The 21782-nt window shown below is 57.6% G+C and carries 26 protein-coding genes; 17 read left to right on the top strand and 9 right to left on the bottom strand.

The window, feature by feature from the left end:
• Positions 1–49: 49 nt before the first annotated feature.
• Positions 50–2485, bottom strand: coding sequence for a sensor domain-containing protein (locus tag JJL52_RS21510; protein WP_336885038.1), 2436 nt, complete (start codon positions 2483–2485; stop codon positions 50–52).
• A gap of 242 nt (positions 2486–2727) precedes the next feature.
• Here JJL52_RS21510 and JJL52_RS21725 point away from each other — a divergent pair, with 242 nt between their 5' ends.
• Genes JJL52_RS21725 through JJL52_RS03875 form a run of 4 tightly spaced genes read left to right on the top strand, consistent with a single transcriptional unit; the run spans position 2728 to position 4509 of the window.
• Positions 2728–3132, top strand: coding sequence for a terminase gpA endonuclease subunit (locus JJL52_RS21725; protein WP_202051309.1), 405 nt, complete (start codon positions 2728–2730; stop codon positions 3130–3132).
• Positions 3129–3392 carry a hypothetical protein gene (locus JJL52_RS03885; RefSeq protein ID WP_202051086.1) on the top strand — a complete coding sequence of 88 codons (264 nt, stop codon included), beginning with the start codon at positions 3129–3131 and terminating at the stop codon, positions 3390–3392. Before JJL52_RS21725 ends, JJL52_RS03885 begins: the two co-directional genes overlap by 4 nt.
• Positions 3389–3664 carry a Mor transcription activator family protein gene (locus JJL52_RS03880; RefSeq protein WP_202051085.1) on the top strand — a complete coding sequence of 92 codons (276 nt, stop codon included), beginning with the start codon at positions 3389–3391 and terminating at the stop codon, positions 3662–3664. The genes JJL52_RS03885 and JJL52_RS03880 overlap by 4 nt, the downstream gene beginning before the upstream one ends.
• 47 nt (positions 3665–3711) lie before the next feature.
• Positions 3712–4509, top strand: a complete 798-nt coding sequence (locus JJL52_RS03875) for a BRO-N domain-containing protein (RefSeq protein ID WP_202051084.1) — start codon at positions 3712–3714, stop codon at positions 4507–4509.
• A gap of 269 nt (positions 4510–4778) precedes the next feature.
• Here JJL52_RS03875 and JJL52_RS03870 read toward each other — a convergent pair whose 3' ends face one another.
• On the bottom strand, positions 4779–5060 hold the full coding sequence (locus JJL52_RS03870; RefSeq protein ID WP_202051083.1) for an addiction module antidote protein: 282 nt from the start codon (positions 5058–5060) through the stop codon (positions 4779–4781).
• An 8-nt stretch (positions 5061–5068) separates the two neighbouring features.
• A complete protein-coding gene (locus JJL52_RS03865) occupies positions 5069–5290 on the bottom strand; it encodes a type II toxin-antitoxin system RelE/ParE family toxin (RefSeq protein WP_236994036.1) in 222 nt (73 codons plus the stop codon).
• Between the two features lie 148 nt (positions 5291–5438).
• Between JJL52_RS03865 and JJL52_RS03860 the strand changes: the two genes are divergently transcribed.
• The 3 genes from JJL52_RS03860 (at position 5439) to JJL52_RS03850 (ending at position 6732) form a co-directional block, all read left to right on the top strand.
• Complete coding sequence (locus tag JJL52_RS03860; protein ID WP_202051082.1) at positions 5439–5651, top strand: hypothetical protein; 213 nt, start codon at positions 5439–5441, stop codon at positions 5649–5651.
• Positions 5648–5992, top strand: coding sequence for a hypothetical protein (locus tag JJL52_RS03855; RefSeq protein ID WP_202051081.1), 345 nt, complete (start codon positions 5648–5650; stop codon positions 5990–5992). Before JJL52_RS03860 ends, JJL52_RS03855 begins: the two co-directional genes overlap by 4 nt.
• Positions 5993–6342: 350 nt before the next feature.
• Positions 6343–6732, top strand: a complete 390-nt coding sequence (locus JJL52_RS03850) for a glycine zipper family protein (RefSeq protein ID WP_202051308.1) — start codon at positions 6343–6345, stop codon at positions 6730–6732.
• A gap of 37 nt (positions 6733–6769) precedes the next feature.
• Here the strand turns inward: JJL52_RS03850 and JJL52_RS03845 are convergent, their stop codons facing one another.
• From JJL52_RS03845 to JJL52_RS03835, 3 genes are all read right to left on the bottom strand, one after another.
• Positions 6770–8317, bottom strand: a complete 1548-nt coding sequence (locus tag JJL52_RS03845; protein ID WP_202051080.1) for a cation:proton antiporter family protein — start codon at positions 8315–8317, stop codon at positions 6770–6772.
• A gap of 539 nt (positions 8318–8856) precedes the next feature.
• Positions 8857–9450 carry a DedA family protein gene (locus JJL52_RS03840; RefSeq protein ID WP_202051079.1) on the bottom strand — a complete coding sequence of 198 codons (594 nt, stop codon included), beginning with the start codon at positions 9448–9450 and terminating at the stop codon, positions 8857–8859.
• Between the two features lie 160 nt (positions 9451–9610).
• The gene (locus tag JJL52_RS03835) at positions 9611–9952 is read right to left on the bottom strand and encodes a zinc ribbon domain-containing protein YjdM (RefSeq protein WP_202051078.1); all 342 of its coding nucleotides are present in this window, start codon (positions 9950–9952) and stop codon (positions 9611–9613) included.
• A gap of 548 nt (positions 9953–10500) precedes the next feature.
• On the opposite strand from JJL52_RS03835, the gene atpD reads away from it, so the two are divergent.
• From atpD to JJL52_RS03790, 9 genes are all read left to right on the top strand, one after another.
• Positions 10501–11874 carry a F0F1 ATP synthase subunit beta gene (gene atpD / locus JJL52_RS03830; RefSeq protein ID WP_202051077.1) on the top strand — a complete coding sequence of 458 codons (1374 nt, stop codon included), beginning with the start codon at positions 10501–10503 and terminating at the stop codon, positions 11872–11874.
• The gene (locus tag JJL52_RS03825) at positions 11871–12281 is read left to right on the top strand and encodes a F0F1 ATP synthase subunit delta/epsilon (RefSeq protein WP_202051076.1); all 411 of its coding nucleotides are present in this window, start codon (positions 11871–11873) and stop codon (positions 12279–12281) included. The genes atpD and JJL52_RS03825 overlap by 4 nt, the downstream gene beginning before the upstream one ends.
• A 2-nt stretch (positions 12282–12283) precedes the next feature.
• Positions 12284–12559: an AtpZ/AtpI family protein gene (locus JJL52_RS03820; protein ID WP_202051075.1), complete on the top strand. Its 276-nt coding sequence runs from the start codon at positions 12284–12286 to the stop codon at positions 12557–12559.
• Positions 12556–13263, top strand: coding sequence for a F0F1 ATP synthase subunit A (locus JJL52_RS03815; RefSeq protein WP_202051074.1), 708 nt, complete (start codon positions 12556–12558; stop codon positions 13261–13263). Before JJL52_RS03820 ends, JJL52_RS03815 begins: the two co-directional genes overlap by 4 nt.
• Positions 13256–13522: a F0F1 ATP synthase subunit C gene (locus tag JJL52_RS03810; RefSeq protein WP_202051073.1), complete on the top strand. Its 267-nt coding sequence runs from the start codon at positions 13256–13258 to the stop codon at positions 13520–13522. The genes JJL52_RS03815 and JJL52_RS03810 overlap by 8 nt, the downstream gene beginning before the upstream one ends.
• A gap of 20 nt (positions 13523–13542) precedes the next feature.
• A complete protein-coding gene (locus JJL52_RS03805) occupies positions 13543–14304 on the top strand; it encodes a F0F1 ATP synthase subunit delta (RefSeq protein WP_202051072.1) in 762 nt (253 codons plus the stop codon).
• Complete coding sequence (locus JJL52_RS03800; RefSeq protein WP_202051071.1) at positions 14294–15760, top strand: F0F1 ATP synthase subunit alpha; 1467 nt, start codon at positions 14294–14296, stop codon at positions 15758–15760. Before JJL52_RS03805 ends, JJL52_RS03800 begins: the two co-directional genes overlap by 11 nt.
• Complete coding sequence (locus JJL52_RS03795; protein ID WP_202051070.1) at positions 15744–16547, top strand: F0F1 ATP synthase subunit gamma; 804 nt, start codon at positions 15744–15746, stop codon at positions 16545–16547. Before JJL52_RS03800 ends, JJL52_RS03795 begins: the two co-directional genes overlap by 17 nt.
• Before the next feature lie 138 nt (positions 16548–16685).
• Positions 16686–17405: an N-acetylmuramoyl-L-alanine amidase family protein gene (locus JJL52_RS03790; protein WP_202051069.1), complete on the top strand. Its 720-nt coding sequence runs from the start codon at positions 16686–16688 to the stop codon at positions 17403–17405.
• 65 nt (positions 17406–17470) lie between these two features.
• Here the strand turns inward: JJL52_RS03790 and rsxB are convergent, their stop codons facing one another.
• A complete protein-coding gene (gene rsxB, locus JJL52_RS03785) occupies positions 17471–18040 on the bottom strand; it encodes an electron transport complex subunit RsxB (RefSeq protein WP_202051068.1) in 570 nt (189 codons plus the stop codon).
• Between the two features lie 194 nt (positions 18041–18234).
• Between rsxB and JJL52_RS03780 the strand changes: the two genes are divergently transcribed.
• A complete protein-coding gene (locus tag JJL52_RS03780; RefSeq protein ID WP_202051067.1) occupies positions 18235–19542 on the top strand; it encodes a sigma-54 interaction domain-containing protein in 1308 nt (435 codons plus the stop codon).
• Here JJL52_RS03780 and JJL52_RS03775 read toward each other — a convergent pair whose 3' ends face one another.
• Positions 19543–20319 (bottom strand): DUF2231 domain-containing protein, encoded by a 777-nt coding sequence (locus JJL52_RS03775; RefSeq protein ID WP_236994034.1) that lies wholly within the window; start codon positions 20317–20319, stop codon positions 19543–19545.
• A 63-nt stretch (positions 20320–20382) separates the two neighbouring features.
• Positions 20383–21624 (bottom strand): EAL domain-containing protein, encoded by a 1242-nt coding sequence (locus JJL52_RS03770; protein ID WP_202051066.1) that lies wholly within the window; start codon positions 21622–21624, stop codon positions 20383–20385.
• Between the last annotated feature and the right edge of the window lie 158 nt (positions 21625–21782).

Below are 21782 nucleotides of genomic sequence, written 5' to 3'. Positions count from 1 at the left end.
ATTTCCGGTATCAAACATTTACGATTGCGAAGGTATTTCACAGGGGCCTTCATGCTTTGGCAGGATTTAGGTAAGGCTCCTCGACTCTCAATAATCGCTCGAATTCATCGGCGGGGATAGGCCTGGAAAACAGGTAGCCCTGAGCGTAATCGCAACCGGCAGCGCGCAGCAGGTCATATTGCTGCCGCGTCTCCACCCCCTCGGCGACCACCTTAATATCGAGACGATGGGCCATCACGATGATGGCCTCGCAGAGCGCGAGGTCGTCGGAGCCGGCCGTCATATTGCGGACGAAGGACTGATCGATCTTGACGTAGTCGATATCGAAGCGCTTGAGATAGGCGAGCGACGAATAGCCGGTACCGAAGTCGTCGAGAGCGACCTGGATTCCATGGTCGCGAAATCCGTACAACTTGTTCTCGATGGTCTGGTTGTTCTCCATTAACGAGCTCTCGGTGATTTCAACCACTATACTGTTCCCTGGAAGCTCCAACGCCTGCAAATGGCTGAGCCAGCCCGCATAGCCGGCGGCATCGTAACGAAACTGGACCGGCGACTTGTTGACGCTGATCTGGAACGTCGGCAGGAAGCGCTCGCGCCACTGGCGCACCTGGCGGGCCGCCACCTCGAACACCCAGTTGCCGATGTCCATAATCATCCCGCTTTCCTCCGCCAGGGCGATGAACTCGCCTGGGCCGATCAGCCCGCGTTCCGGATGCTGCCAGCGCAGCAGCGCCTCCGCCTTGCAGATACGCTGGTCGGCAAGGTCGACGATGGGCTGGTAATACACGTGAAACTCGCCGTTGGCAAGGGCGGAACGCAAATCCCGCAGTTGCCGCATGCGGAATTGAGCCTTTTCCTGCATGCCGGGGGTGTAGTAGTGATAGCCGTTACGCCCCTGCTGCTTGGCGGCATACATCGCCTGGTCTGCGTGTTTGAGCAAGTTTTCGGCGTCGGCGGCATCGTCGGGAAAAAAGGTAACGCCGATGCTGGGCGTCACGTAGCCGGTCTCGACGCCGAGCTGGAACGGCTTATCAAAGGCCTGCAGTATCGCATGAATGATGCGCTCGACGGTTTCGCCGGAATGCAAAGCGGGCAGCAACAGGGTGAATTCGTCGCCGCCGAGGCGGGCCACGGTATCCGTCTCGCGCACGCAGGCCGTCAGGCGCTGCGCCGCCTCCCGCAGCAGGGCATCGCCCATACTGTGGCCCAGCGTGTCGTTGACTTCCTTAAAGTGATCGAGATCCAGATACAACAGTGCGAAACGCTCGCCGCTCCGATGCGACTGGCGAATCTCCTGCTCCAGGCGGTCGTGGAACATGCGCCGATTCGGCAGTTCGGTAAGGGGGCAGAAGTTGGCCTGGTGCCAGATCAGTTCTTCCGTACGCTGCTTTTCGGTGATGTCGGCGAAGACCGCGATGTATTGGCTCACATTGCCGTCCGCATCGCGCAGGACATTGATGGTCATCCATATGGCATAGATCTCGCCGTCCTTCTTGCGATCCCAGATTTCGCCTGCCCAATGGCCGGTAGCCATCAGCGCCTCCCACATGGCGCGGTAGAAGTCTTTGTCGTGACGGCCGGAAGCCAAGACCTGGGGATTCTTACCGTGCAGCTCGTCGAACGTATAGCCAGTGATGCGCGTGAGTGCCGGATTGGCGGTGAGGATGCGGTTGCCGGCATCGGTCACGACGACGGCTTGGTCCATGGTCTCCAGCACCGTGGCCGCAATTTTCAGCTGCTCTTCGTAACGGATCTTTTCGGCAATGTCTTCGATGAAGACGAAGAAGCGGCCGCCGGCGATGTCCTGGCGCAGGGTAACGACGATCTCCACCGGCAGGATGCGGCCGTCCTTGTGCCGATGCAGGGTGCGGAAGCGACCGTAACCCTGGCGCAGCAGCAGCTCGATATGGGCGGCCGTCTCTTCTGCCGTTTCCTTGGCTTCCAGATCCGTGACGTGCATTGTCTGCAGCTCGTCGCGGCTGTAGCCCGAGAGCTGCGCATAAGCCTCGTTGACTTCGAGCAGGCGCCCCGAGGTGTCGGTGAGCCAGAATCCTGCGGCGGGCGTTTCCACGATCGCACGGTAAATCACCTGCTGTTCGAGTAACACCGCCTCGGCCGCTTTGCGCTCGTTGATATCACGGGCAATGGCGAGGTAACCGCCGTCCGGCAGTCGGCGGGAAGACAGTTCGACGTGAAGGAAGGTGCCGTCCTTGCGTACCAGCATCCACTCGCTCGACAGCAATTCGCCTGCGTCCATGCACGCCAGATGCTCGGGCAGAAGCTGCCGCTGCTCGGGACAGATGAGATCGGAAATGCTCAGGCGGGTCAACTCGTCCAAACGGTAGCCCACTTGCCGCAGCGCTATCGGATTGGCGTAGGTGTAACGGCCGGTGTCATCGGCATAATAGACCCCATCCTGGATGAGGTCGAGCAGCTCTTGTGAAGAGGCAATGGCTTGACTGACCCGTTGCAAGTTGTTCACTTGTTATCCTATCGACTCGTCCACGTTTTCAGATATTGAATAACTTAAGATTAGTCTAATTTACAAGCCCGTGTAGGGCGTACTGGCGAAGCGTAGTCCGACGAATGTCGAGCTCCGATGCAGTCAAGCGGTCAGGTAAGTTGGATTAATCGGTTTACCGTTAACCCCAACATAACGCTGTATAAGCTGTTGGATTACAAAAAGCGCAACCTTGCCTACGCAGCTCCGGCGCAAGGCCGTCGATCGAGCACGCCGCGCTCGACACCGGCGGCCATTGGACGCACGAAGCCTACAGCTTCGTCCGCGACCGCCGCCAGGCGGACGGCTGGCAGCGTCAGCACCCGGGCCAACTCCCGCCCCGGCTCTACGCCACCAAAGGGTCCAGCACGCCCGGCCAGAAGATCCACGGCAAATCCAGCCTGGTCGACGTCAATCAGCGCAGCAAGGTCATCAAAAACGGCCTGCGCCTTTACCTGATCGGCACCGACATCGCCAAAGACCTGCTCTTCAACCGCCTGCAGATCACCGCCCCCGGGCCCGGCTATCTGCACCTGTCCAAGCACCTGTCCAAGCACCTGCCCGACACCTTCTTCGAGCACCTGACCAACGAAGTGCGCGTCACTAAGCCCCCCCCAAAGGCCAGATGAGCCTCTGGACCTTGCGCCGTGCCGGCGCCCGCAACGAATGCCTGGACTGCACCGTGATGACCCTGTTCTGCGCCGACAAGGTCCGCCTGCAGAAAAAGGCCCAGAAAGAATGGGACCTCCTGGAAGCGATTATCCAGCCGGCCCAGAACGACCTGTTCGCCCTACCCGTCGAGCCGCCCGTCGACGGCGATCCCGCGTCGGGCGATTTTCCGATCCCAACCAAACAGCTTCATCAACCCCGTTTATTTATTCCGGAATGAGCGCCTATCTTGATCAATTGCACCAGGACGTTGTGATGACCGCCGTCGCGTTCGGCATGAAAGAGCCGCAGGCGCGCGAGTTTGCGGCCACATTAATCGACCGGATCCAGACGAAGCATGCCGGTGACGTCGTTTATATCCCGGGTCCTAACAAACATCGCCGGAACGAATACATCCGGCGGCTATTCAACGGCGTCAACCATGACATGGTCTGCCGAAAGTTCGGGATCAGCAAGGCCACACTGTACCGGGTGGTCGGGCAAAAGAAATAACACACCCATCCCTTGATAAAGAGCACCCCAAAAAGAGGAATCTAAAAATGTCCCATCCTGTTCAAAATTTCGAATTTCAATCCCACATCCTGCGCATGATTCCCGACGAAAACGGCGAACCGTGGTTTATCGCCATGGATGTCGCCGAGATTCTGGGATACAAAGATACGGAGGCAATGACCCGAAAACTGGATGAAGACGAAATTCAAAACCTACGAATTGTAGGTTTTGGAAATCGCGGTGTGACCACGATCAACGAATCCGGTTTGTACGCCAGCATCCTAACCAGTCACAAGCCCGAAGCCAAAGCCTTCAAACGCTGGGTCACCCATGAAGTCCTCCCTGCCATCCGCAAGCACGGCTACTACGTCAACCCCGCCCATCACTACGACAACACCCTGCCCGACCTGCCGCCGCTGCACCGGGTCAGTTCGGCGCTGCTGTCCGAACTGCGCCGCATGTCGAAAAGCCTGGCCAAAGTCTACCTGCTCGAATGCGGCGTTACGCCCAACTACATCGCCGCGCAACTGGCCCGGCTCGACGCCTCGCCGGCGGCGCTGGCCACGCCGCCCGACCACGACCCCAACCCGATGCCGTTCCATCTGCTGCAACAAGAAGTGCCGGAACAAGCCGAAGCGCAGGACGACCGCTACTACTATTTCCGCCGCCCGGCCTTCGAAAAACTCTGCGGCGACTACGACCCAACCGACACCGCCCGCATGCTGAGGGATAAACAGTTGCTGAAATACCAAGGCAATTACAGCTTGATGATGCGCGCGCCGAGGGCGATGTTCGGCGGCCAGCGGCCACTGATGTATGCAATCAAGAAGACGATTAGAAAATAACTTTGGAATCAAAAACCGGAAGCTCGTAGGATGCGCTGAGCTTGCGAAGCGCATCTATCGCGATCGATGGGCTTCCTTCGTCAGCCCATCCTTGTATTATCCCATTGTGTTTTTCAAACGGGAATTCCTGTATAAATTCTTATGAAAAACATGCCTGAGCCCGCGTAGCTCCGATTAGCGAAGCGTAATCGGAGGAATGCAACCTCGAATTCGTACGATTACGCTTCGCTAATCGTACCTACGGCCCTACAGTCATTACCGCAATCCACCTACGCCGCCACTTTCAATTGCACGTGCAACGCCTTGAGAATGCGCTGCACGGTGTCCCATTTCGGTTTCGATTTGCCGGATAGAGTTTTATATAGACTTTCCCGGTTCAGTCCGGTGTCGGCGGCCAGTTGGGCAATGCCTTTATGTTTGGCGACATGTCCCAGCGCAATGATGAACATGTCGGGGTCTTCATCCATAAACGCATCGTTCAAATAATCGATGATTTCCTCGTTACTTTGAAAAAAGTTGATGGGATTGTAAGGTTTTGTTTCGGTTTTCATAGTGTCGCCTATAAGTTTCCGGCCAGTTCCTTGGCTTTTTGAATATCCCGTTGTTGAGATGACTTGTCTCCGCCGCACAACAAAACGATTAAATTTCCGTTTTGCATCGTGAAATAAAGACGGTAACCCGGTCCGAAAAAAATACGCATTTCCGAGACGCCATCGCCAACCGCCTCCACATCGCCCAAGTTGCCTTTCATTGCTCTGTCCAAGCGTTTGGCAATGGCCAAAGTGCTTTTAGCCAATTCTCAAACGTATCGGTAGTTCGGATTTCGTACATCATGATCTTATTGTAGCCTGCAGACTACACACGTCAAGCCCTAAAAATTTTCTCATTTTCACCGGGAAAATGAGAATCCGTTTCGGTAGCCTATCCCCATGAGTTTCGCTACCGACATGCCCGCCCAGGCGCAAACGGCTTACGCCAACGCGCTGAAGGGCAAAATGACCAAATTCGACGGCCGATGGCTCGAACAGCACGATATTAAAGTGCTTCGGGACGAGGTCGCGCATTGGCAGGCGCAAGTGGACGCCGAAACGGCGCGTGCGGCCGGTACTTCCGTGCGCAAGCCGATTCAGGTGGTGCTATGAGCGTTTTTTCTGCGGTAAAAAATTTGTTCGGCATCTGGGAGGTTGAAAACAAACCGGGCTCCAGCATGGTAGCTCACAATGCCGCCTCGCTCGACGATGCCCGTCTGGCATCCTGGGTACCCTCCCCCGGCTCGGCCGATGCCAACCTGCTGCCGGAACTCTCCACCATTACCAGCGCAATAGGATGGGCTGAGGCACGAAGCCCATCAATCGCGAATGATGAGCTTTCTTCGGCAGCCCATCTTATGGACCTGCTCTTTAAACTAAAACGCGACGTTCTCGACATCGCCGGCACAGCCGCCCAATACACCCTGCTGCTGTCCGTCACCGACACCCTGTAGACAACTCGACACCCTGTAGACAACTCGACGTCTTGCGCACTCTGTTCGAAAAACTGGGGCGCATGGATATCCACGTCCGCCCGGCTTGAAGGCTTCCAAAAGTACTCACGGCGCACCTTCTACCATACGACTCAACATGCTCCGCCATCCGCCAAAAGCAGTCCCTCGACACCCTCCCTTCCGTACCGGCACAGGACTTAAAAGCGGCTCCCTAATGCCGCATTTTCCAGCAATCTTGGAATGCTGAGAAAAATTTGTCCTACAAAACAGCACGTTGTTAACTTTTAGTTAATTCTAAAATTATAAGATTTTATTGCATGATTAAAAAAATATGCTTTTTGGAGAAAAACTTGAAAAGAAATAATTTATCGACGATTTTGGTGCTTTCCGTATTAGCCACCGGATGCGCCTCTGTGAGCGGCTGGCATCCGATTGTGGATCCTCGCATGGATCCGCATCCGGAAACCGTGCAGCGCGACATGGTAGAGTGCAAGGAGCTGGCGAAACAAGCGTCGGATATTACCAAAGAAGTCGGCATGGGCGCCGGTGTGGGCGCCGTTACGGGCGCGGCGGGTGGCGCAGCGGTTGGCGCGATAGCGGGCAGTGCGGCCACAGGGGCTGCGGGCGGTGCTCTGTTAGCGATTCCCGCCGGATTATGGAAAGGTTATGAAGCCAACGAGGACTTTAAACGGGCATTCAAAACCTGTATGCGTCAGCGTGACCATAAACTGGTCAACTAAAGCCAAGTAGATTGAGTTATCGGTTTTATCGGCCGGGTCATTCCCGAGGCCCGGCCGGATTCTGCATGAGCTGTAAAGCCAGCTGGTTGCCGGCTTCGACCAACGGATGAATCATGAAATCCGCACCGAGCAGCTCCAGTTGCTGTTGCTCTTCGGGAAAGTACCAGATCGTGCCGATCAGCCCCCGATACCCCCTTTTTCTGAGCTGGCGTATCGCCGAGCATCGGGCATCGAATTCGGGCAGTGTCAGAATGATCCCTTTTACCCGGTCCAGCGGCAGTCCTGACCACAATTCGGAATCTTCCGCATCCCCGTAAATTACCCGCCGTCCTTCGGCCAGCAGGCTTTCCAGCACGGTCGGGTCGGCGTCCAGGCCGACGACCCGCTTTTCCAGACGATACAGGGTTTGGTAAGCGGACAGGCCGGTGCGGCCCATCCCCACAATCAGCCATTCCGCCACGCCGATGGATTCAGGCAAACGGTCCGGATGCCAGGCGCGTTTTTCGAATCGGACCAGGAACGGTTCGAACCTCGAAAACAGCTCATGCGAGTAGCGGTTCAGCGGCGCCGCAACGGCCAGCGAACCGGCGACAGCCAGGGCGACGGTCGAATTCCACTCCGGCGTCAACAGATCCGCCTTTACCATCGCGCCGGTAGTGATCAGGGCGAATTCGCTGTAGGTCATCAAGGCCAGCGACGAGATAAAGGCGGTACGGGCACGCAGGCCGGCCAGCAGGAACAAAGCAAAGAACAAAATGCCTTGCAGCGGCAACAGTCCCAACAGGCCGAGCGCATCGAAAACCTGATCGCGGTTCGGCAGTTCGGCCAGGCCGATCTGCAGGAAAAAAGCGACCAGAAAGACTTCCTTAAGGCTCCAGAGTTTATCGGAAAGCTCCTCGATTTGTGGGTGGGCCGACAGCATTACGCCCATCAGCAAGGCGCCGATATCGGGGGAAACGCCGACGTTCTGGGCGGATAAGCCGCCCGCCAGCGCCAAAGAAACGCCCAGCAGCAGCTTGAGCTCGTCGGCTTCGCTGAACGTAAGCAGCCGGTGCGCCAAGGGGCGCAGCATCGGCAGCAGCAATAACGCGAAGGCCCAATACGACGGCTGCCTGCCGTCGGCGTAAGCCAGCAGGGCGATCGCCACGATGTCCTGCAGGATCAGGATGCTGAGCACGTCCCGTCCGTGCAGGGTGGATAATTCGCCATTGTCTTCCAACACCTTGATCGCCAGCACGGTACTGGAAAAAGCCAGGCTCGCGCCCAATACCAAACCGCCTGCAGTCTGCTCGCCCTGCAGCAGAAAAACGATGCCGGCAGCGCCGGTCACCAAAAACAGGTGCCAGCCGCCGACGCTCAGCACTTCCTGCCGCAGCAGGGAGCGTAATTTAAGCTTCAGGCCGACCGTAAACAGCAACAACTCGATACCGATATCGGCCAGATGCGTCAAGCTGCTCTCCGATTCAATCCCGAACGCATGCAGGATATAGCCCGCGGCCAGATAGCCGACCAACGGCGGAAAAGACAAACGGCTGGCAAGCAGACCGACGAGATAGGCCGTGCCGACCCAAACTAATTCCATCATAAACGATATACCGGGAATCTCGGATACAGTAGATACAGTAATTGTGTTGGTTAATTATTAGCGCAAAAGCACATCGACCTTCAGATTCTTAAATTTAGTCCCGAAACTGGCGATTGATGGAACAGCCGTGCGCTAAGGATTTGGTAGAAAATAACTTTCCGAAATCGATTATTGAAAAGCGGATTATTCACTCCCCTCTTTGAAAAAGACGACTGCATGGGCAGAGATTTGCTCCTGCAATCTCTGCATTCACGCCATCCCTGGCGTTCATGCAGGAGGTAGGGCAATGCAGGAGCAATTGCCGAGGGGGCGGGGGAGATTTATTAGATAAATCCCCCTCGATCCCCCTTTTTCAAAGGGGGAAGTTGTTTTGACGAAATCCCCTTTTTTCAAGGGGAGGTGGTTTTTAACGAAACCCTAAGAGCCGGCGCAACGATGGACGGGCCAACACCCGAGCCTAAGGTAGAAAAGGGCCGACGATTTCCAAAGGCCGATTTTTGCCGCAAAAGGCCGGCATTTCGGCAAACACGTCAGCTTCTCTACTTCGAAATCCGATTCCGCCGTCTTTCCAACAGGCGCCGCTCCAGCCTATGGAAATAAGTCGTAATGGCGAACAGAAAACCGGCCGCCAGCGGCAAGGCATAATACCAGTGTTCTTTGGCGAAAACGACGAGCCGGAGGATTTCCTCGCCGAAGATATACGCCGGCGTAATCGTGATCGCCGCCCATACCCAGGCGCTCAACAGGTTGATGAAGGCAAAGCGCCTTGCCGAATATTTGGTGATGCCGATCGACATCGGAATGACGGTGCGCAGTCCGTACAGGTAGCGCTGGATAAAAATGATCGGCCAGCCGTATTTTTTCAGCAGCAAATGCGCGATCGCGAATTTGCGCCGCTGTTTGTGCAGCTTGCGCTGGATCAGCCCCTTGTTGAAGCGGCCGATATAAAAATAAAGCTGGTCCCCGGCAAATCCTCCGAGCCCGGCCACGAAGACCGCGAGCAAGTAGGACATATCGCCGGTATGGGACATCACCCCGGCCATGATCAGGCCGGTTTCGCCTTCTAATATCGACCATAAGAACAGGATGACATAGCCGTATTCTTTCAGCCAACCTAAAAATAATTCTTCCATCGATGCTTGTGCTTCAGAGAGATACTACTCTTATTAGCCGCGGCTAATCCCGTCCGCAGTCTTTTAAAAAAGTGGTGTAGCCGCATGCGGCCCCCAACGAACAGGGGCCGTAAGAGCAGCGGATGACTATAGGCGAATAACGCGCCTAAATCAACCGGAGTCAGCTCTTCTTGACGAATTCGGACTTCAGCTTCATCGCGCCGATGCCGTCGATTTTACAGTCGATGTCATGGTCGCCCTCGACGAGGCGGATGTTCTTGACCTTGGTGCCGACTTTGACGACCAGCGACGAACCTTTCACTTTGAGGTCTTTGATCACGGTCACGGAATCGCCGTCCTGCAGCACGTTGCCGTGCGCATCCTTGACGACGCGAGCCTCGCCGCCGTCTTCGGCCGCCGCATCGGCGGTCCATTCGTGAGCGCATTCCGGGCAAATGAAGAGACCGTTGTCTTCGTAGGTGAATTCGGAGCCGCATGCCGGGCATGGGGGAAGATTGTTCATGGCTTATTCCTTCTTTGATTGATTCGCAGCCTTGCCTTGCAAGGCGATCGGGCGCTCATGATGCCAGAGCGGGGCTTTCGTTGTCCAATTTCTAGCGGATCCTATAAGCGGCATTCATGGGAACGAATGCCCTTTGCTTTAACGGCAGGTGCGAGGCTCGAAAACGGCGGCTCGGCCTGCCCCATACCGAATCAAGCCGGCCCGCCTGCCGCGCGTAACGGATAGCCGTCGACGCCCGCAATGCCGCCCAGGGCAAGCGCGCTATGTCGGTTTAGCGCGAGACCGCCCTCTCCCTTCGGGAGAGGGCGGGACGAGGGGATCAAAAAGGACTTTTTTCCTCTAAAAAATCTCATTCTGTCGAGGTAAAAGGAGGGCAAAATGCAGAAAAGCCGTTTCAATTCCCTCACCCTAACCCTCTCCCGACGGAGAGGGAACAAAAAGCCGCCGTTTTTGACATAGCGCGCTTGCCCTGCAAGGCCGCCGTCTCCCTGTTGAAACCTTCGGACTATGTTAGAATCGGCGGGAAATTGATTTCCGATCGGGAGTACATGTTACCTCCAAGCGAAAAGACAGTCGGCCGCATCGAAGCGGCCCATGGACCCGTGGTCGACGTTTACTGCGATTATCTGCCGCCGATCGGCCAGGCGCTGGATGTGGTGAACGGCGAAGGCCGCTACGTGCTGGTGGTCTATCAGCACATCAACCCCGAATTGATCCGGGCGATCGCCCTGCATCCGGTCTCCGGCATTTACCGGGGCATGCCGGTGTACGACCGCGGCGTCCCGCTGCACGTGCCGGTCGACCCTTCCTGCCTCGGGCGCATGCTGAACGTATTCGGCGAAGCACTGGACGGCGGCCCGCCCCTGGCCTCGGAAACCTACCGGAATATTCTTTCGCCGCCGCCGTTGCTTTCGGAAACCTTGCCGGCCAGCCGGATCCTGGAAACCGGCATCAAGGTGATCGACCTCTTATGCCCGTTCGTGCGCGGCGGCAAGACCGGCCTGTTCGGCGGCGCGGGCGTCGGCAAAACCGTATTGATGATGGAGTTCATGCACGCGGTCAGCAGCGCGATGCAGGGCGTCTCGGTCTATGCCGGCGTCGGCGAACGGATGCGCGAAGGCCACGAACTCTGGAAGGAAATGGGCGAAGCCGGCGTATTGCCCAGGGCGCTGCTGGTCTTCGGGCAAATGGACGAGTCGCCCGGCGTCCGCTTCCATGTCGGCTATACCGCCCTGGCCTATGCCGAATACCTGCGCGACACCCTGCAATCGGAAGTCCTGTTCCTGATGGACAACATCTTCCGCTTCGTACAGGCCGGCAGCGAAATCTCAGGGCTGCTGGGCCGCATGCCGGCGACGGTCGGTTATCAGCCGACCCTGTTGACCGAAGTCGCCTCGCTCGAAGAACGGATCGTTTCGACCAAGTCCGGCTCGATCACCTCGGTGCAGGCCGTGTATGTGCCGGCCGACGACATGACCGATCCTGCCGTCGCGACCATCCTGGGCCACCTGGACAGTATCGTCATTTTGTCCCGGCAACAGGCCGCCAAAGGCATCTATCCCGCGGTCGACCCGTTGAGTTCCGCCAGCCGCATGATGGACCGGCGTATTCTCGGCGACCGCCATTATCAGGTCGCCCGCGCGGTGCGCGAACATTTGGCGCGCTATCGCGAACTGGAAGACATCATCGCCATGCTCGGGATCGAGGAACTGTCCAAGGAAGACCGCCAGATCGTCGAACGCGCCCGTCGCCTGCAGCGCTATCTGACGCAGCCTTTCAACACCGTCGCCGACCATACCGGCATCCCCGGCGTCCATGTGCCGTTGGAGCAGACGATCGGCGACTGCGAAGGATTCATCGGGGGAAAATACGATCACCTGAGCGAAGCCGACTGCTATATGAGAGGGGGAATGGGTTCATGAAGACGTTCAGCCTGACCTTGATCGATACTGCCGGGATGACCCGTTTCGATACGGTGAGCCAATTTATCGGCGCCGACGCCGAAGGAAGCTTCGGACTTCTGGCGGATCATATCCATACGGTGGCGTTGTTGCGTTACGGATTGGCCCGATTTGCCGATCATACCGGAGTCTGGCGTTTTTTAGCGGTGCCGGCTGCGGTTTTACGTTTCGCGGACAATCAGTTAACGATCACTACGGTGCGCTATTTCCTGGGCGACAGTGAAGACGCCATCTGTGAAAGCCTGGAAGCCGCGATGCAGCAAACCGATTCCGAAGTGCACACCGCCAAAGCCGCCTTGGCCAAGATCGAACACTCGCTGATCAAACGGCTGGTCGAATTAAGCAGTCATAAAGGCGGAGGATTATAGCCATGCCGTTCCGCCACAAACTGCTCGAACAAACACGCCGCGATATCAAGCGCCTTAAGAATAAAGGCCATAAACCTGCAACCTGGACCGGGATTTTTCTGTACGGCGGAACGTTGGGATTCTTGTTCATCGTTCCGATCGTCGGGGGCGCCTATCTCGGCCTCTGGCTGGACGAATTGATTACCGGGTATTCGGACCAGTGGACCCTTAACTTGATCCTATTGGGCATAGCCGTAGGCGGCTATAATGTATTTCGGTTTTTAAGAGACAAAACATGATCGGCTCGGAGCTCGGAGCGGAAATCGTCGCCAAAATCGGCCCTGTCGAGATCACCAACACAGTGGCCACCACCTGGGGCATCATGCTGCTGTTCACCCTGCTGGCGCTGCTGGTGCGCTGGCAGCTGCAAACCGAACCCAATCGCCTGCAGACGCTGGTCGAAGCGGTGCTGACCGCAATCGACGAAGCCCTGATAGAAATATTGCCGCCCGATTCGGTGCGCCGGGTCCTGCCGTTCGTCGCTACCTTATGGCTGTTTGTGCTGACCGCCAATTTAGTGGGATTGATTCCGGGCCTGCATTCGCCGACCCGCGATTTGTCCGCCACTTCGGCCCTCGCCGCGCTGGTGTTCGCGGCAAGCCACTGGTTCGGGATACGCGGTCGCGGTTTAAAAAACCACTTCCGGCATTATATTGAACCCAGCATCATTTTGCTGCCCTTCCATATCATCAGTGAAATCAGCCGCACGCTGGCGTTGGCCGTCCGTCTGTTCGGCAACATGATGAGTCTGGAAATGGCCGCCCTGCTCGTGCTGCTGATTGCCGGTTTTCTGGTGCCGGTGCCGCTGTTGATGCTGCATGTCGTCGAGGCCGTCATACAGGCCTATATTTTCGGCATGCTGGCGCTGATTTACATTGCCGGCGCGCTGGAAGCCGAAGCAAACGAAACGACTTCAAATTCTTCTGAGGAAAATCATGAGTGATCTGCATATATTCGGCATAATCTCGACGGGAGCCGCAGGCTTGGTCATCGCTTTGGGCACCATGCTGCCTGCCATTGCGATGGGCCGCGCGATCGCCAGCGCGCTGGAAGCCCTGGCGCGGCAGCCCGAAGCCGAAAAAACGATTACCCGAACCTTGTTCATCGGCCTAGCGATGATCGAATCTCTGGCCATTTACTGCCTCGTCATTGCGCTGATCATTTTATTCCGCAACCCGTTGCTCGAATATTTCCTGAAATAACCGGCCGGGACTCCGACACCATGCAACTCGACTGGACGACATTCATCCTCGAAATCCTCAACTTCCTGGTTCTGGTCTGGATCCTTAAACGTTTTCTTTATCGGCCGGTCCTGGATCTGCTCGCCACCCGTCAGCAAAAACTCAGCGATGCCGCCGAACATGCGCAAAAGATGTGCGAGGAAGCCGAAGCGTTGCGTCTTCAATACGAATCCCGGCTGGCCGACTGGCAGCGGGAATGCGAGAACAACCGCCGTCAGTTGCACGAGGAACTGGCCCTCACCCGAACCCGGGAGATGGACAATCTCAAGAAAGCGCTTGCCGCCGAAGAGGAAAAATTGCGGGCCCGCAATGAAAAGCTGCTGGCCTCGCGCGAATCGGTGCTCGCCCGTTCTGCGGTTGACAAGGCGTATGAGCAGGCGGCGGCCATGCTCAACAGGATGGCGTCGCCGCAATTGACCCAAAAAATCGTAGACATTTTTCTCGAAGACCTGGCCGCGCTGAACGAGACCGATCAATCCGCGCTCCGCAAGGCGGCAGCGTCGCTGTCGGCCGATTCGCTTGCCGCCGTCGTATCGGCCCATCCTCTCGATCAAGATCTTCAAGCCGCGATCCGCAAAGCCTTGTCGGGAGCGGCAGGCCAGGATATCGATCTGGATTCCGCCTTCTCCGAGGATCCCTCGTTGATAGCCGGCATCAGGACCATCGTCGGCGAGTGTCAGATGCATGCCAATCTTGCCGACGAACTGGCATTTTTCAAACGCCAAGCCAATCATGCAAAATAGCCGCGTCGCTTTCGATCCGCAGAACTACCGGTTCGGCCTCCGGCTCAGCGAAAGGGGTTATGTCGTCGGGATAGGGGACGGGATTGCCTTGATCCGCGGCCTTCCGACGGCACGGCTGGACGAACTGATCAGCTTTGACGACGGCAGCACCGGCCTGGTATTCCAGCTCGGCAAAGACATGCTGGGAGCAATCCTGCTGGCGCAATCGCAAGGGGTCAAAGCCGGCATGTCCGTTCAGCATACCGGCCGCAAACTGGAAATCGGAGTCGGAGAAGTCTTACTGGGCCGTGTCGTCGACCCGTTGGGAAATGCCCTGGACGGTCTGCCCGATCCCGGCTTCCGCGAATTTCATCCGCTGGAAGCCGCCGCGCCTCCGATCATCGAACGCGACTTCGTCAAAGAACCGCTCTACACCGGCAACAAGATCGTCGATGCCCTGATACCGATCGGCAAGGGCCAGCGCCAGCTGATCATCGGCGACGACGGAACCGGCAAAAGCACGCTCGCGCTCGATGCGGTGATCAATCAGAAGGGCCGCGATGTCCTGTGCGTGATCGTGCTGATCGGCCAGACGCGGGCTGGGGTCGCCGGCACGATCGAAACCTTGCGCCAGACCGGCGCGCTCGACTATAGCGTCGTGGTGGTCGCCGAAGCGAACGCCCTGCCCGGCTTCCGCTACCTAGCCCCGTTCGCCGGCTGCGCGATCGCCGAACACTGGATGCGCCTGGGCCGCGATACGCTGGTGATCTACGACGACCTGACCCGCCATGCGCAGTCGTACCGTGAACTGTCGCTGCTCCTGCAGCGCCCGCCCGGACGCGAAGCCTATCCCGGCGATATTTTCTACCTGCACTCGCGTCTGCTCGAACGCTCGACCGTACTGGGCTTATCTTCAGGCGGCGGCAGCATGACTGCGCTGCCGATCATCGAGACCCGGCAAGGGGAACTGTCCGCCTATATTCCGACCAATCTGATCTCGATCACTGACGGGCAGATTTATTTCGACAGCAAACTGTTCGCCTCGGGCATCCTGCCCGCGATCGACATCGGCCGCTCGGTGTCGCGGATCGGCGGCAAGGCGCAGCATCCTGCAATCAAGGCCGCGTCTGCGCGGATTCGGCTCGATTATCTGCAATTTCTGGAGCTCGAACTGTTCGCCCGCTTCGGGGCGCGTCTTGAAGCCGCGGTTGAAGAAAAGCTCCGCCAGGGGCGGCTGCTGCGCGAAATCCTGAAACAGAACCCGCTCGAACCGGTGTCCGAACAGGCGCATCTGGCCTGGCTGCGGGCCTATGGCGAGGGCTTGCTGAACGAGCTGTCCCCCGAACAGGCCGCCGCCGGGCTGCAGCAGGTCTTCGAACAATTGCCGGGCTCGGGTCTGAAGCTGGAATCTTCCAAATCGCAGTGGCTGGACAGGTTGAAACACTGGTTGAGTGAAACGTATGAGCCAGCGGCGTGAGATCGAAACCCGCCTGGCCCTGTATGACGATTTGACCGGCATTCTCGGCGCGATGCGCAGCTTTGCGCTGGCCGAACTGCGCAGGATCGGCAAACGCGAAGAGAACCAGCAACTGCTCGTGCAAAACCTGCGCACCGCACTGAACGATGTCGCGTTCGCGCTGCCTCCGCCCGAACAGCCGGACTACGATATCTGGCTGCTGTTCGGCTCGGTACGCGGGTTTTGCGGCAGTTTCAACGAGGACGTACTGCGGCTTTGGCAGGAACAAACCGGTGAACGGACACCGGCGATCCTGATCGGCGAACGGCTCCACGATTTGCTTCCGGAAAGCGCCAACGACCTGCGCGTGCCGGGCGCGAACGGCGGACTCGACGCCGCGGCTACGATCGAAGCGATCCTGCCGGCCATTGCCGAGTCAAGGCAAAAACACCGGGGAACGGCAGGGTTGGTTGCCTGTTTTCATGACGACCGCGGCGCCTCCAGCCAGCGCCTGCTGCCGCTGACCGAGGCGCAACCCGACGTTTCCGGATTTCCGCCACATGTTTACGCCTCTCCGGAAGAAACCGCTGCGGGTATCGCCGAGCACTACCTGTTCCACCAGATCCTGGCGATTTTATTGCGCTCGATCCGGGTGGAGAATCACATGCGCCTGATGCAAATGGAGAATGCTCTGCACCACCTCGAAGAGGGCAGCAGCGGACTGATCCGGCAGCGGAACCGATTGCGGCAGGAGGAAATCGTCGAAGAGATCGAATTGATGGTCAGCGGCAAATCGATTTCCCTCTGACACTGCCTCACGGCCGGCCCAATGCCGTTACCGCGAAAAGTTGCCTAATCGTAGAGTGGATAAGCGACAGCGCATCCACCCTACGCATCGTTCTAATATGAACTACATTTTCATCCGACAGGGTAAAAGCCGATTTTTATGACTGTTAAGTTAATATTGTGCTTTCTCCTAATCTCCTCTGCCAACGCCGCCGATGTAACGCTTGACGTCGGCCACTCCCGGCGCCATCCTGGCGTAATAAGCGCAGGCGGCGTACCGGAGTGGGAGCTGAACCGGCAGCTTGCGGAAGAGATTGCAAAACGACTTAGGCAAAAAGATGTCAGTTACCGTTTGATCGGCGCGGACGGCGCGATGGAGGTGCTGGCGAAACGGACCGATCTGGCGAAGCACGACGCCCTTTTTATTTCGCTGCATCACGATTCCGTACAGCCGGAATGGCTGAAGCAGGTCGAACGTTACCGCGGCTATTCGCTGTTCGTCTCGCGCCATAATCCGAAAATCGGCGAAAGCCTTGCCTGTGCAAGGGAGATCGGCGACCGCCTGCTGGCGGCCGGTTTTCATCCGTCTCTCTATCATGCTGCACCGGTCGCAGGCGAAAACCGGCCGTTCGCGGATCGAGACCGCGGTATCCATTATTACGACGGATTGGCCGTATTGCGTACCGCACGGCAGCCGGCCGTGCTAATCGAGGCCGGCGTGGCGGTGAATCTGGAAGACGAACTCCGTGTCACCGGCAAGGTGGGCCGAGTTCGGATTGCTGAAGCGGTCGCTCGGGGAGTTGCGGATTGTTTGCGAATCATCCGCACGAGCATCTCGAAAGAGCCGAGGCAGGAACGCAAGGCCGAACGATTCGATTGAAACTCGTCCATCTCAGACCTGCCAGGTTTTAAAAACCTGGCAGGTCCCGAGCCGTCAACCAACGTTTAGGGCTTCGCCGTGGCCTGCATTTTAAGCAGCAGCGCCGCTTTCTTCTCACGCGCCCGCGCCGCTTTTTCCGCTTCTTCACGGGCGAGGCGCAGGCCGCGCAGTTCGTAGCGGCTCCGCGCCAGCTCCGCGCGCAGCGGCTTCAAGCGTTTGGCGAGCACCGGGCTTTCGGCCGGGATTTCCCGCATCTCGATGCAATCGACCGGGCACGGCGCAATGCAGAGCTCGCAGCCGGTGCATTCGGAGGCGATCACCGTATGCATCTGCTTGGCGGCGCCGATAATCGCATCGACCGGGCAAGCCGCCAAGCATTTCGCACAGCCGATGCAGTCTTCTTCGATGATCGTCGCAACGGCTCTGGGTTTATGTTCGCCGCAGGCGGAATCGAGCGGCTTCGGCAGGACGCCCAATAAATCCGCCAGTGCCTGAATGCCTTCTTCGCCGCCGGGCGGACAACGGTTGATGTCGGCCTTACCCGCCGCAATGGCCTCCGCATAGGGCAAACAGCCCCGGTAGCCGCATTTGCCGCATTGGGTCTGGGGCAACAAGGAATTGATTTGATCGATCACTTGCGCTTGAACTCGGTTTGCAAAAAAAAGCAATTATACCTCAGAAGCCTTCCGCTCCATCCTTTGCTCCCCATAGGCGCATTGACTCCACTTTTGTCCATGAAATGTCCATGATTGATTTGCCTGTCCGGCTCGGCTAATATCGGCGTTCCCAATGCTTGCGATTATCCTTCCGATAAACCTCGTTCCGATCGATGCCTGACACCTTAAACCTGCCGGAGGCCTGGCTTGAAAAGCTCGACAGCCGTTCCGCCCTTACCGGCCTTCTCCAGTTATGCCGGCCTATCGCCTTTTATCTCGTCGACCGGGATCAGCATCTCCTGTACTGGAGCCCCGGGGCTGTACAGTTGACCGGCCTCGATCCCGGAAATACCTGCCCGCCGGAATTCCGGATTCGCTCGGATGCGAAAGACACCGTCCGCGCCGGCACGCTGACCCTGCACCGGTCCGCCCGGCTGCTTTACGGACGGAACGGCGCTGCGGCCGGCGGCATCGCCCTGTTGACGGCGGACGCCGGACAGAAAAATCCGGCCATCGAATCGAGGAATACGGCTGAGCGTGAGCAAAACTTTCAAGGCATCATCAGCCGTTCGCCGGCCATGCAGAATGTGTTCCAGATCATCCGTAACGCGGCCGAAACCGAAGCGACGGTGCTGGTACGGGGCGAGAGCGGCTCGGGAAAGGAACTGGTCGCGCGCGCGATTCATGACCTCAGCGCACGCCGAAACGCGCCGTTTCTGGCCGTCAACTGCGCGGCGCTGTCCGCGAATCTGCTCGAAAGCGAACTGTTCGGCCATGTGCGCGGCGCGTTTACCGGCGCGATCAAGGACCACAAAGGCGTGTTCCAACGCGCGGAAGGCGGCACGCTGTTTCTGGATGAGGTGGCCGAACTGCCGCTGGAACTGCAGGCCAAACTGCTGCGGGTGATTCAGGAAAGAAATTTCATGCCGGTCGGCGGCGACCGCCTGATCGGCGCGGACGTACGGATCGTCGCCGCGACCCACCGCTCGCTCAGGGAAGAAGTCAAGAACGGGCATTTTCGCGAAGACCTGATGTACCGTCTGCGCGTAGTGCCGATTTTCCTTCCGCCCCTCCGGGAGCGGCGCGAGGATGTCAGTCTGCTGATCTGGCATTTCATCGCCCTGCACAATGCCGGCAGCTTCAGAAGAATCGAGAAGATCGATCCGCAGGCAATGCGCCTGCTGCTCGACTATCACTGGCCCGGCAATGTCCGGGAACTGCACAACGTGATCGAATACGCGTTCGCGGTCGGGCGCGGCACAACGCTGCGGCCGACCGAACTTCCCCCCGAGTTTACCGAACCGAAAGCGGTCGTCCCGGATGCGGCAACGAAATCTTCACCGCTGCTCAGTCCGGAGCAGGAGAAACTGGCGATCGGCGAAGCGCTGCGGCAAAGTGACGGCCGTATTACCGAAGCGGCCCGGCTCGCCGGAATGAGCCGCGCAACATTCTGGCGCAAGCGGAAATATTACGGTCTTTGATTATTTGCTTGCTGGCGGATGATCGTGAGTATGCCCATGCTCATGCTGATGATCGTCATGGGCTGGCTCGGACGCAGGCAAGGATTCGTGCGCGTGCCCTAAATCATGATCAAGATCGGCAGCCGGCCCATGATCGTGCTCGTGCGCCGCTTCTTCGCCCGAGTGACTGTGCATCAGCGCCTCTTCGGTAACCGGCACCGCGGATACCGCCACCCCGTAACGGTATACCATCAAACCGCCCAAATCGGCGCCCAGCACCAGCACGCCGGCCATCACCGCAGCCAGTATCAGGAAGAGGGTATTGGCCGCTCCCTCGATCGCGCCGCCCTGCAGGGCGCGCCATGCCGAAAGCAGCAGCGACAGGATGAGAACGGTAAGCATGAAATGCTCATGCCTGTCCATGATGCCGTGCACATCGCCCCCGTGCGCCACCGAATTGGCGGCGATCAAGCCGGCTGCCGCGGTAAAAATCGCGGTAAGAGCTCCGAGGTATAACAGCCAGCTCGCGACCGCACGCCAGACCGGCTTTCGAAACAAACTGCCCGCCAAATCCAGCAAGAAAAAAGCCGATAAAAACGCGATCGGGAAATGCACCAGCATCGGGTGGATGTTCTGCATCGATTCGATACCCGGAAAAACTGCCGCAAATATTTCCGGCGGCTCCATGCCGGCCAGTTTTTCGAGAAAGTTCAACAGGCCTGCCACGGCTGCCGCAATGCCGCCGCCGTGGTCGGCGCCGCCGTGAACCATAAAAGTCAAAGAATGGAATAAAGTCATAATGATGGATTTGAATTGAAGACTGAACACTCTACCGAATGCCGGGCAAAAAACCAACGTTCTTTAAGCCGGATCGAACAGTAACGAAGGTCTGCCCACATAATAACCCTGGGCATAATCGACACCTAAAACCTTCAATTTCTCCAGCTGCTCGACACTTTCGACATATTCGGCAATCGTTTCCCGCTCGAATAATTTCGCCGCTGTGCAGATAAAGCTGACGACCAGCTCCGAATAAGGGCATTTGAGAAGATTCTGCATGAATAAACCGTCGATCTTGAAAAAGTCGACATTGAATTTGGACAGGTTGGCGAGGTTGCTCGAGCCGATGCCGATATCGTCCAGCGACAGCAAACAACCCAGATGCTTCTTCAACAGGAGCATGAACTCGCAGGCGTTCTGATAGTCATGGTCGGCGACCGTTTCGGTGATCTCGAAGCAGATCTTTTTCGGATCGATGCCGTAATACTTGAAGTTCTGTTCGACTTTCCCGATGAAGCCGGGATAACGGATCGTGCTGCCTGAAATGTTCAGCGAATAGATGGCATGCTGGGGATTTTCGGCCAGATAGCGGCACAACTGCTGCACGACGTAGAGGTCCACTTCCCGGCTAATGTGGAACAGTTCGGCAGCCCTGAGCAGGCGCCGTTGCGTCAGGCTGTCGCCTTGGTCGCTTTTATACCGCAGCAGGACCTCGGCTTTTTTTTCGGCGTCGGCGCCGTTGATCGGCGATATCGGCTGTGCAAACAGCACGAAGGCATGGTTGGTGAGCCCTTCCCTGAGCTCCGGCAGCAATTTCAACAGATCGTAATATTCGTGCAGCACCGGATCGTCGTATTCGATCAGCTTGACGACACTGTTGCCGGCCCGCTTGGCCTGAAACAATGCTTCATCCACCGCAGCCAGAATGCGTTCGGGAGTTTTATATTCGGGCGACAACGAGGTCACACCGATAATCAGCTTCGGATAATAGGCGATGTCCGCCACAATAATGCATTGCTGATCGATCAAATGGGCCAGCTGTTCGGCGAATTGCACGCTTTCCTGCACCGGCAATTTGAGCAGGATGCCGAAGCGGCTGCGATCCAGTTTACCAATACGGGCGCCCGCAATCGACGCCACTTTGCCGATGATCAGCGACTGTATCCGGGAAAAAAGCTCTTCCGCCGCCGCGGTGCCCTGCGTCAGGCTGGCAAGCTGCAGGGTATGGTTGATCTCCGCATACAAGAGCGTATATTGGTCCTGATTGGTTTCGGCAATCCGTCCGACTTCTTCGATAAAAGCGATACGGGTCAATAAATTCATAAACTAACCGAAATGACGCCTTGAAAATGAGAGAAAGCTCCGAAAGCTAGCGCCCGGCAATGAGCGGCCCCCTGGATGAACTTAATGGCTTCAGTCACCATCGACATCTAAAAGGCGTTGCCGTCTCGCCCGCGGCGGCGGAGACGCGCTTGATTTCG

It is taken from the genome of Candidatus Methylomicrobium oryzae (genome assembly GCF_016745425.1).
GTDB classification, from domain to species: Bacteria; Pseudomonadota; Gammaproteobacteria; order Methylococcales; family Methylomonadaceae; genus Methylomicrobium; species Methylomicrobium oryzae.
This window is presented reverse-complemented; position numbering and strand designations above follow the sequence as displayed.

Coding starts and splice junctions, on each gene's coding strand:
- JJL52_RS03875 (WP_202051084.1), top strand. CDS start 3,712: ATGTCCCATCCTGTTCAAAATTTCGAATTTCAATCCCACATCCTGCGC.
- JJL52_RS03775 (WP_236994034.1), bottom strand. CDS start 20,319: ATGACTTTATTCCATTCTTTGACTTTTATGGTTCACGGCGGCGCCGAC.
- JJL52_RS03820 (WP_202051075.1), top strand. CDS start 12,284: ATGCCGTTCCGCCACAAACTGCTCGAACAAACACGCCGCGATATCAAG.
- JJL52_RS03815 (WP_202051074.1), top strand. CDS start 12,556: ATGATCGGCTCGGAGCTCGGAGCGGAAATCGTCGCCAAAATCGGCCCT.
- JJL52_RS03790 (WP_202051069.1), top strand. CDS start 16,686: ATGACTGTTAAGTTAATATTGTGCTTTCTCCTAATCTCCTCTGCCAAC.
- JJL52_RS03770 (WP_202051066.1), bottom strand. CDS start 21,624: ATGAATTTATTGACCCGTATCGCTTTTATCGAAGAAGTCGGACGGATT.
- JJL52_RS03780 (WP_202051067.1), top strand. CDS start 18,235: ATGCCTGACACCTTAAACCTGCCGGAGGCCTGGCTTGAAAAGCTCGAC.
- JJL52_RS03855 (WP_202051081.1), top strand. CDS start 5,648: ATGAGCGTTTTTTCTGCGGTAAAAAATTTGTTCGGCATCTGGGAGGTT.
- JJL52_RS03880 (WP_202051085.1), top strand. CDS start 3,389: ATGAGCGCCTATCTTGATCAATTGCACCAGGACGTTGTGATGACCGCC.
- JJL52_RS03810 (WP_202051073.1), top strand. CDS start 13,256: ATGAGTGATCTGCATATATTCGGCATAATCTCGACGGGAGCCGCAGGC.
- JJL52_RS03795 (WP_202051070.1), top strand. CDS start 15,744: ATGAGCCAGCGGCGTGAGATCGAAACCCGCCTGGCCCTGTATGACGAT.
- JJL52_RS03835 (WP_202051078.1), bottom strand. CDS start 9,952: ATGAACAATCTTCCCCCATGCCCGGCATGCGGCTCCGAATTCACCTAC.
- JJL52_RS03860 (WP_202051082.1), top strand. CDS start 5,439: ATGAGTTTCGCTACCGACATGCCCGCCCAGGCGCAAACGGCTTACGCC.
- JJL52_RS03885 (WP_202051086.1), top strand. CDS start 3,129: ATGAGCCTCTGGACCTTGCGCCGTGCCGGCGCCCGCAACGAATGCCTG.
- JJL52_RS03845 (WP_202051080.1), bottom strand. CDS start 8,317: ATGATGGAATTAGTTTGGGTCGGCACGGCCTATCTCGTCGGTCTGCTT.
- atpD (WP_202051077.1), top strand. CDS start 10,501: ATGTTACCTCCAAGCGAAAAGACAGTCGGCCGCATCGAAGCGGCCCAT.
- JJL52_RS03800 (WP_202051071.1), top strand. CDS start 14,294: ATGCAAAATAGCCGCGTCGCTTTCGATCCGCAGAACTACCGGTTCGGC.
- JJL52_RS03840 (WP_202051079.1), bottom strand. CDS start 9,450: ATGGAAGAATTATTTTTAGGTTGGCTGAAAGAATACGGCTATGTCATC.
- JJL52_RS03825 (WP_202051076.1), top strand. CDS start 11,871: ATGAAGACGTTCAGCCTGACCTTGATCGATACTGCCGGGATGACCCGT.
- JJL52_RS03805 (WP_202051072.1), top strand. CDS start 13,543: ATGCAACTCGACTGGACGACATTCATCCTCGAAATCCTCAACTTCCTG.
- JJL52_RS03870 (WP_202051083.1), bottom strand. CDS start 5,060: ATGAAAACCGAAACAAAACCTTACAATCCCATCAACTTTTTTCAAAGT.